Raw genomic sequence first — 12,496 nt, forward strand, 5'->3', positions numbered from 1 at the left:
GAGAGTTTCACGAAAGACTAATATAAGTCAAGAACGAATGATGCTGACCGGGCACTTCATCCCCGTCCGGACTGCTGACCGGGCACTTCCTCCCGATGCCCGAAACGGGACGGGGAGGAACTGCCCGGTCGGTGCGCGGGACGGGGAGGAAGTGCCCGGTCACCAGCGGGAGGTGTTGACCTCGAAGTCGGGCTGGATCGAGCGCATGTAGACGGTGTCCTCGCGACGGCGTACGCCGCAGGAGAGGTAGAGCTCGTGCAGCTCGCCGAGCCGGTCGCGGTCGAGCGTGACGCCGAGCCCGGGCGTCGTCGGCACGGCGACGGAGCCGTCGACGAACGACAGCGCGCCGTCGGCGATGACGTCCTGGGTCTTCCACGGGTAGTGGGTGTCGCAGGCGTACGTCAGGTTGGTCGTGGCGGCGGCGAGGTGGACCATCGCGGCGAGCGAGACGCCGAGGTGGGAGTTGCTGTGCATCGACAGCCCCAGGCCCCAGACCTCGGTGATCTGGCCGAGCAGCGCCGACTTCCTCAGCCCGCCCCAGAGGTGGTGGTCGGACAGCACGACCTGGACGGCGTCCTGGGCGATCGCGGGCGGCAGGTGCTCCATCGCGATGACGCACATGTTCGTCGCGAGCGGCACGTCGGTGCCGGCGGACACCTCGGCCATGCCGGGGATGCCGGGGGTCGGGTCCTCGAGGTACTCGACCACGCCGGCCAGTCGCGCTGCCACCTTCAGCGACGTCCCCGGAGTCCACGCGCCATTGGGGTCGAGCCGCAGCGGCAGGTCGGGGAAGGCGTCGCGCAGCGCCTCGATCGCCTCGCACTCCTCGTCGGGGTGGAAGACCCCGCCCTTGAGCTTGAGCGAGCCGAAGCCCCACCCGTCGACCATGCGGTGCGCCTGCGTGACGAGCTGGTCGGGCGTGAGCGCCTCACCCCACGGGTCGTCGGCGAAGCCGGGGTGGCCGGCCCACTTGTAGAAGAGGTAGCCGCTGAACGGCACCTGGTCGCGGACGGCGCCACCGAGCAGCGAGCTCACCGGCACGCCGGCCTCGTGCCCCTGCAGGTCGAGGCAGGCGACCTCGAAGGGGGAGTAGACGGTGTCGACGGCGGAGTCCACGTCGAGCATCCCGCCGAAGGACGCACCGCCCCCGCCGGTCTCGCGACCGAGCACGTCGGTGACCACGCGGCGCAGGCCGTTCAGGTCGTACGGGTCGTGGCCGGGCAGGACGGCTGCGACCGCGTCCAGTCGCGCGAGGTGCGCCTCGTCGGCGTACGTCTCACCCAGTCCGAGCAGGCCGGAGTCGGCGTGCAGCTCGACGATCGCACGCAGGGCGTAGGGCTGGTGCACGCCGACCACGTTGAGCAGCGGCGGGTCCTCGAACGCGACGGGCGTGACGACGACCCGCGAGATCCGCGAACCACTCACTTCGCGGGCTTCACGGCGAGGATCGGCACGTCGAGGTCGAGCAGCAGCCGCTGGGCGTCGCTGCCCGTGACGAGCTTGCCGACCGGCGAGCGACGTCGCAGGCCGATCACCACCAGGCGGGCGCCGACAGAGGCCGCGACCTTGGTGAAGGTCTCGACGATGTCGTCGCCGTGGTCGGACTGGTCGACGCGGGCGGTGACGCCGGCCGAGGCCGCGCGCGCGACCAGCTCGTCGGCAGCGGTCTCGCTGATGAGCTCGCCGTCCACGGTGCTGCGGCGCCGCGGGCTGTTGAGGATCACGACCTCGTCGCCGTGGGCCTTCGCCTCCTCCAGCCCGGCCTCGAGCGCGGCCTCGCCGACGGGGGTGGGGACGTAGCCGATCAGGACGGTCATCGCAGGGAGTCCTCTCGCTGGACGGTCTCGGAGGCGTTCGCCTCGGTGGGGTGGGTGCCTCGACGGAAGGCCTTCCTGAGCAGCGGGAACACGATGACCAGGACGACGAAGGCGAGGATGGTGCCGGAGATCGGGCGGGTCACGAAGCCGGTCGCGTCGCCGTCGAAGATCAGCATCGAGCGGCGGAAGCTCGACTCGATCAGCGACCCGAGCACGAAGGCGAGGACCAGCGGGCCGGGCTCGAAGCCGGTCTTCTTCATCAGGTAGCCGATGATGCCGAAGACGATCATCACGAAGATGTCGAAGACCGAGTTGTTGATCGTGTAGACGCCCAGGATCGTGATGAGCGCGGTGATCGGCGCGAGGATCGCGGGCCGCACGCGCAGGATGCGGACGAAGACGCCGACCAGCGGGATGCTCAGCAGCAGCAGGATCAGGTTGCCGATGTACATCGAGTTGATGACGCCCCAGAAGAGGTCGGGGCGCTCGTCGATGAGCTGCGGGCCGGGCGTCACGCCGACGACCAGGAGCGCGGCGTAGAGCATCGCCATGGACGCGTTGGCCGGGATGCCGATGGTCAGCAGCGGGATGAACGACGACGTGGCGGCGGCGTTGTTGGCCGACTCCGGCGCGGCGACGCCCTCGATGGCGCCACGGCCGAAGCGCTCGGGCTTCTTGGCGACCTTCTTCTCCGCGGCGTACGCCGCCAGGCTGGCCATGACCGCGCCGCCGCCCGGCAGCACGCCGAGCACGAAGCCGATGACCGAGCCGCGGCCGATCGCGGGGCCGGCCTCCGTGAGGTCCTTGCGGGAGGGCCAGATGTTGGCGATCGCGGCGGGCACGTGCGGCTTCCCGTGCCGCTCCTCGAGGTTGTAGAGGATCTCGCCGACGCCGAAGAGGCCCATCGCGACGACGACGAAGTCGATGCCGCCCTCGAGGTTGAGGCTGCCGAAGGTGAAGCGGTCGGCGCTGGTGAAGGTGTCGCTGCCGACGGTGGCGAGGAGCAGGCCGACCGCGGCGGCTGCGAGGGCCTTGAGGGTGTTGCCGTTGCCGATCGTCGCGACCAGCAGCACGCCGAGCAGGGCGAGCGCGAAGTACTCCGGGGACCCGAAGTCGAGGGCGAAGCCAGCGACGACCGGGCCGAGCAGGGTCAGGCCGATGATCGAGATGGTGGCTCCGACGAAGGAGCCGATGGCCGCGATGCCGAGGGCGGTGCCGGCCTTGCCCTGCTTGGCCAGGGCGAACCCGTCGAACACCGTGACGACGGAGCTCGCCTCACCGGGGATCCGCAGCAGGACCGACGTGATCGTGCCGCCGTACTGGGCTCCGTAGTAGATGCCGGCGAGCATGATGATCGCCGCGACCGGGTCGTGGGCGTTGTAGACGATCGGCAGCAGGATGGCCATCGTCGCGGCCGGGCCGAGGCCCGGGAGCACGCCGATGAGCATGCCGACGACGACGCCGATCAGGCAGTAGAGCAGGTTGCCGGGCTGGGTGACGACACTGAAGCCGTCGAGGAAGGCGCTGAGGTCCATGGGGGTTCTCCTCTGCCGCTCAGAAGGCGATCAGGTGGGGCAGCGGGATCGAGAGGGCGTAGAGGAACAGCAGGTAGAACGCCACGGTCGTGAGGACCGAGATGACGATCGTGCTGCGCCAGGACTCGCCTCCGAGGAAGCGGAGCCAGACGATGCCGAGCAGGACGGCGGGGATCTCGAAGCCGACGACGGGCAGCAGCACGCCGAGGGCGAGGAAGGTCGCGCCGCCGATCACGACCAGCAGGCTTGACCGGGTGAACTTCTCCGCGTCGTCCAGGCCGCGGCCGCGGAGGAGCAGCACGAGCCCGAGCGCGACGATGAGGACCGAGACGACGAAGGGCCACAGCCCGGGCCCGGGCCGCCGGAGCGACCCGAGCCCGTAGCCGTACGCGAGGACGGCCGCCGCGGCACCGAGCACCAGCACGACGAGCGAGGAGACCAGCTGGTACGCCGGTCCGCCGGCGGGGGGCCGCTCGTCGGCCAGGTCCTGGGCGACCTCGGCCTGGAGCTCGGCCAGGATGTCGTGGTCCTGGGCGGAGTCCTGGCGGGGTGCGGTCTCGCTCATGGTGGTCTCGTCTCAGTGCGGTGAGGGGTGGGGGAGCCCCGGGGTCAGCTGGCGTCGCCGAGGTCGATGCCGTACTGCTCGACGAGGTCGGCGTAGCGCTGCTTGTCCTCCTCGAGCTGGGCGACGACCTCGTCGCCCGTGATCTCCATCGGGGTGAGGTTGTTCTGCTCGTTGAAGTCCTGGTACTCCGAGGTCTCGAACGTCGCCTGCATGGCGTCGGCGATCGTGTCCTGGACGTCCTGCGGGGTGCCCTTCGGGACGGTCATGAAGCGGTACTGCGCGACCTCGACGTCGAGGCCCGACTCCTGCGCCGTGGGCACGTCCGGGAGGAACTCCACGCGCTCGGGGCCGAAGACCACGATCGGGACGATCTTGCCGGAGCGGATGTTCTCGATGGCCTCGCCGACCTGCAGGCAGGCGGTGTCGACCTGGTCGCCGAGGAGGGCGGTGAGGGCGGGGGCGCCGCCGTCGAACGGGATGGCCTCCGACGGCGTCTTGTCGATGTTGAAGGTGAGCGCGCAGGCGAGCTGGGCGCCGGTGCCGACACCGGTGGTGCCGTAGGTGATCTTGCCGTCGGCGTCCTTGAAGTCGTCGATGGACGTGTAGCCGGAGCCCTTGCTGGCGACGAGGACGTAGTCGTCGCGGGAGACGCCCTGGACCACGTCGAAGTCGTCGATGCTGGTGACCTGGTCCTCGGGCACGGCGAGCGGGGTGATCGCGAAGAGCGAGGCGTTCTGCACCGAGATCGTCGAGCCGTCGGCCGGGGCCTTGGCGACCTCGGCGGCGGCGAGCGCGCCGTTGGCGCCCTCGCGGTTGATCACCGGGAAGGAGCCGCCGAGCTCCTCGGAGAGCCCGCGCGAGATCTGGCGGCTGATCAGGTCGGAGGAGCCGCCGGCGGACGCGCCGACCGGCATGTCGACCGCGCCGGTGGGGTAGTCGCCGCTGTCGCTGCCGCCGCCCGCAGTGGTCTGCACGCCGCCGCAGGCGGAGAGGGCGAGGGCCGCGCCGGTGGCGAGGGCCGCGAGGCTGAGGGTCTGCTTGCGCATCTGGTGGCTCCTGGTCTCGGGGTGTGACCACCGACACTAGGTTTGCACGACGATGCCGGTCCAAGCCCGATCGTGCATGGACTGATCCATCTCGTGCATCGTACCCTCGGCCGGTGATCACCCTCGACCAGGTCCGCTCCTTCGTCGCGGTGGCCGAGGAGCTGCACTTCGGGCGCGCCGCCGAGCGGCTCCAGATGACCCAGCCGCCGCTGTCGCGCCAGATCCAGAAGCTGGAGAAGTCCGTTGGCGCGCGCCTGCTCGAGCGCGACAACCGTCGCGTGGAGCTGACCGGCGCGGGCCGGGCGTTCCTCGACGAGGCCTACCGGCTGCTCAACCTGGTGGAGGGCGCCGGCGACCTCGCCCGCCGCGTCGACGCGGGCGCGGCCGGCGTCGTACGCCTGGGGTTCACGGCCGTCTCGGCGATCTCGATCCTCGGTCCGCTGCTGCGCCGGCTCACCGCGGAGCTGCCCGACGTCGAGGTGGTGCTCTCCGAGCGGGTCACCAACGACCAGGTCGAGGGGATCCGCCGCGGCGAGCTCGACATCGGCCTCGCCCGGCCGCCGTTCGACACCTCGCTGCTGCGCTCCCGGGTGGTGCTGCGCGAGCCGCTGATGGCCGTGGTGCCCGAGCGCCACCCCCTCGCCGCCGCCGGCCACCCGCTCTCGGCCGAGGACTTCGACGGCGAGACGGTGATCGGCTACAACCCCGACCAGTCGCGCTACTTCCACGAGCTGTCCGTGCGCTTCTTCGCCAACGCGCACCCCAAGATCGACCAGCGCGTGCACCAGGTCCTCACTGCGATGCTGCTCGTCTCCGCCGAGCGCGGCCTCACTCTGGCGCCCGCCTCCGCTGCGTCGCTCCACGTCGACGGCGTCGTCTTCAAGGAGCTCGCTCATCACGGCGGCGACACCCGCGTCGACGCCGACCCGGAGCGGCCGGTCGAGCTGCACGCGATCTGGTCGCGCCAGGCCGTCACCCCGGTCGTACGCCGGGTGCTGGACGTGGTGACCCGGGTGGACCGGTCCGGGCGCTGACGCGGTAGCCGCGGGAGCGCGGCGGTGCCATCGTTGACCTGTGACCGCCATCCTCGACGCCGACCACCTCGTCGTCGGCGCGGGCGCGACCGGCCTGGCGTTCGCCGATGCGCTGGTCGACCACTCCGACGCGCGGGTCGTGATCGTCGACCGCCGGGACGGGCCGGGCGGGCACTGGCGCGAGGCCTACCCGTTCGTCCGGCTCCACCAGTCGTCCGCGTTCTACGGCGTTCCGTCGACGCTGCTCGGCGGCGGGCACCTGCAGGAGAGCGGCCCGGAGAAGGGGTTGCAGGAGCGGGCGTCGCAGCCCGAGATCATCGACTACTACGAGCACGCGCTGGCCCGTCTCGAGGCCACCGGCCGCGTGCGCTTCCTCCCCGGCAGCGAGTACGCCGACGGTGAGGTGGTCTCGCTGGCGACCGGCGAGCGGCAGGCCGTGCCGGACCGGTGCCGGGTCGTCGACGCCCACTACCTCGCGCCGACGATCCCGGCCGAGGTGCCGCCGCCCTTCGCGGTCGACGGCGCGCGCGTGGTGCCGGTCAACGACCTGGCCCGGCTCGAGGACTCCCCGAGCCAGTACGTCGTCGTGGGCTCCGGCAAGACCGCCACCGACGCGATCGTCTGGCTGCTCCAGCGCGACGTCGACCCCGGTGCGATCCGGTGGGTGCGCCCGCGTGAGCCGTGGATGTTCAACCGCGCCGTGGTCCAGCCCGACCCGGCGATCTTCCTTGGCATGGCCGCCGACGTGTGGGAGTCCGCGGCCCGTGCCTCGTCCCTCGACGACATGTTCCTCCGGATGGAGGACGCCGGGGTGATGCTCCGCATCGACCGGACCCTCACCCCGACGATGGCCCGCGCGCCGACGATCGCGCAGTGGGAGGTCGACCTGCTGCGGACGGTCGAGGACGTCGTACGCCTCGGGCACGTGCGGTCGGCCGAGCGCGGCAGGCTCGTCATGGACGGCGGCACGGCCACGATCGCCGACGACGCGCTGGTCGTGCACTGCGCGGCCAGCGGCCTGCAGATGCCGCCGCTGGTGCCGGTCTGGGGCCCCGACGTCATCACGCTGCAGCCGATCCGGGCGGGCTTCCCGTGCTTCGGCGCGGCCCTCATCGGCTACGTCGAGGCGACCCGCGACGACGACGCGGAGAAGAACCGGCTGTGCCTGCCGAGCCACTACGGCAACACGCTCGCCGACTGGGTCGAGATGAACCTCCTCGGCAGCCGTGCCACGGCGGCGTTCACGAGCGCGCCCGACGTCAAGGCGTGGGCCGACTCGATCGCGCTCTACCCCGCCCGCGTGCCGGCCGGCTACCCGCCGTCGCCGGCGCTGGACGCGGCCCGCGCGCGGCTGGCGGAGTACTCGGGCCCGGGGATGGCGCGGGCGCACGAGTTCGTGGCGGCAGCGCGCCTGTGAAGGACCTGTGAACTCCGCGACTTCGCGAAGACCGTCCCCACGATCGTCCTTTACCTGAGAAGGTGGCCCCGACAAAGACGCCGATGCACGGGGGTGCAGGTGCAGGACGCAGGTGAGGCTCGGACCACGGACCAACCGTGGTCCGACGACCAGACGCGCCAACACCTCCAGGCGCTGGTCGAGGGCGTCGCGGTGCTCGCCGGTTTCGAGCAGGCCGCGATCAGCCTGCGCCGCGACGACGAGTTCGAGGTGGTCGCGTGCGCGGGTGAGGGCCTGGCCGAGACGATCATGGGCCGGCGCCTGCCGGCGCACATGGTCGAGGGCGAGCTGGCCAACGCCGACGAGTGGGGGGCGTGGCTCTTCGTCCCGCACGAGCGGGCGATGGAGGAGCTGATCGAGCACAGCTTCATCCCCGAGGTCAGCGAGGTCGAGGGTCCCGACGCCTGGCACCCGCTCGACGCCCTCACCTCACCGGTCCGCGACGAGGACGGAGTCATCCGCGGCCTGCTCTCCGTCGACGAGCCGCGCGACGGTCGCCGGCCCGGTCCCGACCAGCTGGAGCTGCTGCAGAAGTACGCCGGTGTGGCGCGCACCCTGGTCTCCCTGGCGCTCGAGCGCGAGGAGCTCGCCGAGCGCGTGCGCATCACCACCCAGGCGCGCGAGATCGTCCGCCAGGCCCTGGGTGAGCCGTCGCTGAGCCAGGTCATCGAGGCCTGCCGCTCGACGCTCGTGCACTGCTTCGACGCGCTCGGCATGTGGCTGACCGCCTTCGACGACGAGGGCGGCTACTCGACCGTCTGGTACGCCGAGGGCAGCGGCGGGGTCGACCCGCTGTTCTCCGAGGTCGACGACGTCGTGATCCGGCTCGCCCACCGCTACTGGGCCGACCAGTACGTCGCCCCCTTCTCGCCGCGCGGCGCGCAGCAGCCCGGCCTGCCGGCCGAGGACGCCGAGCGCCTGCTCGCCTTCCTCGACGGCCTCGGCATCGGCTCGGTGCTGTTCGTGCCGCTGGGTGCGGGGCCGGAGTGCATGGGCTTCCTGTGCCTCACCCGCGCGCCGGGCGAGCGCGAGTGGAGCCAGGTCGAGTGCGACGCGGCCCTCGACATCGGCCGCGACCTCGGTCGCGCCGTGGCCAACGCCCGCCAGCTCGAGCGCGAGCGCGCCATCGCCGACCGTCTCCGGCTGATGGACGGCTACCGGCTCGAGCTGGTCAACACGCTCGGCCACGAGCTGCGCACCCCGCTCTTCTCGATGACCGCCAACCTCGAGATGCTCGACGTCCAGAGCCTCGGCGAGGACGACCAGCACTCGGTGGCCGCTGCCAACCGCGCCGCCTCCCGGATGCAGGCCGTCATCGAGGACCTCCTCAACGTCGCCCAGGTGGCCGACCCGCTCCACGAGTTCATCCCCGAGCGCGTCGACGTGCGGCAGACCCTGCTCGACGTCGCCGAGGAGTGCCACCACGCCGCGGTCGCCAAGGGCCAGACGTGCGACATCGTCGTGCCCGACGAGCCGGTGGTCGTCTCCGGCCGCCCCGAGGAGCTGCACCGGATGCTGGCCAACCTCGCCAGCAACGCGATCAAGTACTCCCACGACGGTGGCGTGATCACCGCCGAGCTCGCCCAGGAGGGCGACGACGTGCGCATCGCCTTCCAGGACTCCGGCATCGGCATCACCGAGGCCGACCAGCGCCAGCTGTTCCGCGAGTTCTTCCGGTCCACCAACCCCGACGCGCTCGCCCGACCGGGCACCGGCCTCGGGCTGGCGATCGTCGACCGCATCGTGAAGCGGCACTCCGGCAACGTGGTGCTCGCCTCCGAGTTCGGCAAGGGCACGACCGTGACGGTCACCCTGCCGTCGTACGACGACGACGAGTTCAGCCGGGCAGCAGCGCCAACGTCATGAACGTGCTGTTCGGATCCTCGACGTAGGACCCGAACGGCCCGCACGGCACGAAGCCCGCGGCGGCGTAGAGCCGGCGCGCCGGCTCGAAGAACGCCATGCTGCCCGTCTCGAGCGACACCCGCGTGACCCCGCGGGCCCGGGCGTCGGCCAGGGCGTGCGCCAGCAGCCCCGACGCCACCCCGCGACCACGCGCCCGCGGCTCGGTGCGCATGCTCTTGAGCTCCTCGTGCCCTCCGCCCAGGTTGGCGAGGGCCGCCGTGCCGGCGATCCCGTCCGCGTCGGTGACCACCCACATCCGCACGTGCGGCTGGTCGAGACCGGACAGGTCGAGCGCGTGCCGGCTCTCCGCCGGCGCCGTCGGCTCCATGTCGTCGAGGTGCGCCTGCAGGAACGCCGCCAGCCGCGGGTCGCCGAAGTCGGCGCGGGTGATCGTCACGGGGCCAATGTTCTCAGGGGTCTCGATACGCCGCTCGCTGGCGCTCGCGTGCTACTCGACCACCTGTCTGCCCCAGGTGGTCGAGTAGCCGAGCGAGGAACGAGCGAGGCGTATCGAGACCTGGTCAGAGGCCGGCGTACCCCTCGCGGTAGCTCGGCCTCGTCGGCACCCAGCCGGTCGAGCGGAGCCGGGCGTTGGAGAGCCGCTTCCCGTGACCCTGCGACGGGTCGGCGGGTGGGGGAGCGGGTGCTCCGAGCTGCTCGGCGATGAAGGCGGCGACGTCGCCCATCTGGGCCGGTAGGTCGTCGGTGCCGAGGTAGAGCCGCTCGGGCTCCTCGGCCATGGTCAGGAGATGGACGACCGCGGCGGAGGCGTCCTTGCGGTGGATCCGGTTGGTCCAGCGGTGGGGGTCGGTGACCCGGCCCTCGCGGACCTGGTCGAGCAGCCGCGTGCTGGCGCCGCCGTACAGCCCGGAGAGGCGGAGCACCGTGCCGTGCGGCAGCCGCTGGTGGAACGCTTCCTCGGCCGCGACCAGCTGACGCCCGGGTCCGTCCGAGGGCGCGACCGGCGTCGTCTCGTCCTGAAGCCCGGGCAGGTCGCTGCCGCCGTGGACGGCCGTCGAGGAGACCAGCACCGCGCGCTCCGGCGGCACCTGCAGCGCGTCGAGCGCCCGCGCCATCCCCTCGACGTACGTCGCCCGGTAGGCCTCCTCCGTCCTCGGCCGCGCGGTGAGCGCGACGACCACGAGGCGTGGGCGCACGTCGGACAGGTCGGGCGTCCCCGCGGTCAGGTCGACCGAGCGGCCGTGAAGCGGCGGTGGCACCAGCGCGGCGTTGCGGCGCAGCGCGAGCACGTCGTGGCCGAGGTCGGCGAGCCGGAGGCCGACCGCCGCGCCGAGGTCGCCGGCACCGACGAGGAGGACATCCGGGCTCACGGGGGAAGGGTATGTGCCAGCGCTGCCATCCAGCGCGGCCACCCGGCGGAGCCGATCCCGGACGTAGAATTCGCAGGGAGTTCATGGGGAGGGGGTGGCCATGCCGCGATCAGTCCTGTCGTACCCACTCCAGGTGCGGGACCGCCGGGTGCTGGTGCCCATCGGGGTGCCGTGCCCCTATCGATGTGGCTACTGCTACGCGCCCGAGATCGAGCCATCGGCACCCATCGACCCGGCCTCCATCGTCGACGCGGTGCACACGCTCGACCCCAGCAGCTTCGACGTCATCCAGCTGGGGTACGACGGCGATCCGGTCGCCTCCCTGGGGGCCATGCGTGCGCTGCTGCCGGGCCTCGCGGCCACCGGGCGACACATCAACGTCTCCACCAAGGCACGCATCTCCGAGAGGGCTGCCGCGGTGCTGGCCTCCGCGCACCAGGCCACCGGGGCAGGCGTGTCCCTCAACGTCTCCATGTCGTGCTGGGACTCTGCTGCCGTGCTGGAGGCGGGGACACCGCACCCGCAGTCGCGGCTCGATGGCGCGCGAGACCTCTTGGCGTCGGCCGGCGTCCCGTTCGTCGTCGCCCTGCGGCCGATCCTCCCGAAAGTGGGCGACGACGAGGTGGCGCAGATCATCTCGGGGGCGAGGGATGCGGGGGCGACAGGGCTCGTGACAGGGCCGTTGTACGCCACGGAGGACGAGGCGGAGCTCATGGAGCCAGGGTTGGTCATCAGCGAGCACAGACATGCGACCGCGGTGGGGTGGTCGCCGCTCCCGCTCGAGCGCGTACGCATTCTCGACGACGATCGTGTCGCCAGGATCCGCGCAATGGCGGAAGGGCTCGGCGTACGGCATTTTACGAACAACGCCCAGGCTCTGTCGGAGATGATGCGCCATGAGTAGCCGGTCGCAGCCGCCCACCGCCACTGATGATGCCAAGCAGCGTCTGAGGCGGTACGAGTGGCTCGTCGCTCTGCTGGCCCTCGTGCTGCTGACGTTGCTCTACCTGTTCTTGCCCGACCGGTCGGCCTCCGACCTCTGGGAAGCGAGCCTTCCGAATGCCATCGCCGCCCTGGCCATCTTCTTCGTGATCCTGGCGTACAACCAGTACCTGCGCCGGGGTCCTCTCGAGGACGTCCAGGAGCTCCTGGACCGCCAGACGCAGGACATCCGGGAGGCAATAAGTCCCTTGGGGGGCGTCACGGCCTTCTACCCGGACTGGTCCACGATCTCCGAGGCGGACTGGAGGTCCTTGCTGGAGTCGGCCCACCGGATCGACATCGTCATGAACTTCTCGAGCAGCTTTCTGGACAGGAACAACGCGAGCATCGGGGCGGCGGCGAAGGCAGGCGCGACGATCAATCTCTACCTCCCGGATCCTGGGGACCCCGGCGACCCCGTCGTCAGCGACTCGGAGCGGGAGCGGCTCTCGGACCTCGCGCGCGCGTATGACATCAATGTCCCGACACTTCAAGAGCGGATTGCCGGGAGTGTGAAGATGGCCAGGAGCCTGGCGACGGACCCGGCCCGGGTGTCGGTCCGGTTCTACCCGCGCCTGATGTATGCCGCCGTCCGACTGGACCAGCAGACTCTCGTGTTGTCGCACTACGACCAGTTTCCGACGCTCAACGCCAAGGCGTGCGCAATTGTCCTGGACGTGGGCGCCTCTGATGTCCTGAAGGCCTACTGGGCCAACCAGTTCGCCACCTTCGACGCTCAGGGCGAGCAAACGACGCACGACCTCGACCGGCTGGTGGCCCACTTCTACCACTCCTAGCGCGCGCGTGTGCATGCATCAGGCGCATC

General features: G+C 71.2%; 12 protein-coding genes. 5 read left to right on the forward strand and 7 right to left on the reverse strand.

Translation table 11 applies throughout. The features are described from left to right. Positions 1–159: 159 nt before the first annotated feature. Genes ACE3QY_RS16500 through ACE3QY_RS16520 form a run of 5 tightly spaced genes read right to left on the reverse strand, consistent with a single transcriptional unit; the run spans position 160 to position 4,963 of the window. Positions 160–1,425 (reverse strand): glucarate dehydratase family protein, encoded by a 1,266-nt coding sequence (locus ACE3QY_RS16500; RefSeq protein ID WP_374457132.1) that lies wholly within the window; start codon positions 1,423–1,425, stop codon positions 160–162. After that, positions 1,422–1,817: a universal stress protein gene (locus tag ACE3QY_RS16505; protein ID WP_374457133.1), complete on the reverse strand. Its 396-nt coding sequence runs from the start codon at positions 1,815–1,817 to the stop codon at positions 1,422–1,424. Before ACE3QY_RS16505 ends, ACE3QY_RS16500 begins: the two co-directional genes overlap by 4 nt. Continuing rightward, entirely contained in the window at positions 1,814–3,352 is a 1,539-nt protein-coding gene (locus ACE3QY_RS16510) for a tripartite tricarboxylate transporter permease (protein ID WP_374457134.1), read from the reverse strand. Before ACE3QY_RS16510 ends, ACE3QY_RS16505 begins: the two co-directional genes overlap by 4 nt. 19 nt (positions 3,353–3,371) lie before the next feature. Continuing rightward, a complete protein-coding gene (locus tag ACE3QY_RS16515; protein ID WP_374457135.1) occupies positions 3,372–3,917 on the reverse strand; it encodes a tripartite tricarboxylate transporter TctB family protein in 546 nt (181 codons plus the stop codon). A 44-nt stretch (positions 3,918–3,961) separates the two neighbouring features. Next, positions 3,962–4,963: a Bug family tripartite tricarboxylate transporter substrate binding protein gene (locus ACE3QY_RS16520; RefSeq protein ID WP_374457136.1), complete on the reverse strand. Its 1,002-nt coding sequence runs from the start codon at positions 4,961–4,963 to the stop codon at positions 3,962–3,964. A 113-nt stretch (positions 4,964–5,076) separates the two neighbouring features. Here ACE3QY_RS16520 and ACE3QY_RS16525 point away from each other — a divergent pair, with 113 nt between their 5' ends. The 3 genes from ACE3QY_RS16525 to ACE3QY_RS16535 all read left to right on the forward strand — a co-directional run bounded on the left by ACE3QY_RS16525 (position 5,077) and on the right by ACE3QY_RS16535 (position 9,319). After that, complete coding sequence (locus ACE3QY_RS16525) at positions 5,077–5,997, forward strand: LysR substrate-binding domain-containing protein (RefSeq protein WP_374457137.1); 921 nt, start codon at positions 5,077–5,079, stop codon at positions 5,995–5,997. A gap of 40 nt (positions 5,998–6,037) precedes the next feature. Continuing rightward, a complete protein-coding gene (locus ACE3QY_RS16530) occupies positions 6,038–7,414 on the forward strand; it encodes an NAD(P)-binding protein (RefSeq protein ID WP_374457138.1) in 1,377 nt (458 codons plus the stop codon). A gap of 99 nt (positions 7,415–7,513) precedes the next feature. Further along, positions 7,514–9,319: an ATP-binding protein gene (locus ACE3QY_RS16535; RefSeq protein WP_374457139.1), complete on the forward strand. Its 1,806-nt coding sequence runs from the start codon at positions 7,514–7,516 to the stop codon at positions 9,317–9,319. On the opposite strand, the gene ACE3QY_RS16540 is transcribed toward ACE3QY_RS16535, so the two are convergent. Further along, positions 9,291–9,755: a GNAT family N-acetyltransferase gene (locus ACE3QY_RS16540; RefSeq protein WP_374457140.1), complete on the reverse strand. Its 465-nt coding sequence runs from the start codon at positions 9,753–9,755 to the stop codon at positions 9,291–9,293. The two genes, ACE3QY_RS16535 and ACE3QY_RS16540, sit on opposite strands and share 29 nt — an antisense overlap. A 124-nt stretch (positions 9,756–9,879) precedes the next feature. Then, positions 9,880–10,689, reverse strand: coding sequence for an NAD-dependent epimerase/dehydratase family protein (locus ACE3QY_RS16545; protein WP_374457141.1), 810 nt, complete (start codon positions 10,687–10,689; stop codon positions 9,880–9,882). A 100-nt stretch (positions 10,690–10,789) separates the two neighbouring features. On the opposite strand from ACE3QY_RS16545, the gene ACE3QY_RS16550 reads away from it, so the two are divergent. Then, complete coding sequence (locus ACE3QY_RS16550; protein WP_374457142.1) at positions 10,790–11,593, forward strand: hypothetical protein; 804 nt, start codon at positions 10,790–10,792, stop codon at positions 11,591–11,593. Then, positions 11,586–12,467, forward strand: a complete 882-nt coding sequence (locus tag ACE3QY_RS16555; RefSeq protein ID WP_374457143.1) for a hypothetical protein — start codon at positions 11,586–11,588, stop codon at positions 12,465–12,467. Before ACE3QY_RS16550 ends, ACE3QY_RS16555 begins: the two co-directional genes overlap by 8 nt. Positions 12,468–12,496: the final 29 nt, after the last annotated feature.

Origin of the sequence: Nocardioides sp., from assembly GCF_041913365.1 — a bacterium.
Lineage (GTDB): Bacteria > Actinomycetota > Actinomycetes > Propionibacteriales > Nocardioidaceae > Nocardioides.

Excerpts from the sequence above, each read along its gene's own strand:
- ACE3QY_RS16505 (WP_374457133.1), bottom strand. The coding sequence starts at position 1,817 with ATGACCGTCCTGATCGGCTACGTCCCCACCCCCGTCGGCGAGGCCGCG.
- ACE3QY_RS16510 (WP_374457134.1), bottom strand. The coding sequence starts at position 3,352 with ATGGACCTCAGCGCCTTCCTCGACGGCTTCAGTGTCGTCACCCAGCCC.
- ACE3QY_RS16515 (WP_374457135.1), bottom strand. The coding sequence starts at position 3,917 with ATGAGCGAGACCGCACCCCGCCAGGACTCCGCCCAGGACCACGACATC.
- ACE3QY_RS16520 (WP_374457136.1), bottom strand. The coding sequence starts at position 4,963 with ATGCGCAAGCAGACCCTCAGCCTCGCGGCCCTCGCCACCGGCGCGGCC.
- ACE3QY_RS16550 (WP_374457142.1), top strand. The coding sequence starts at position 10,790 with ATGCCGCGATCAGTCCTGTCGTACCCACTCCAGGTGCGGGACCGCCGG.
- ACE3QY_RS16555 (WP_374457143.1), top strand. The coding sequence starts at position 11,586 with ATGAGTAGCCGGTCGCAGCCGCCCACCGCCACTGATGATGCCAAGCAG.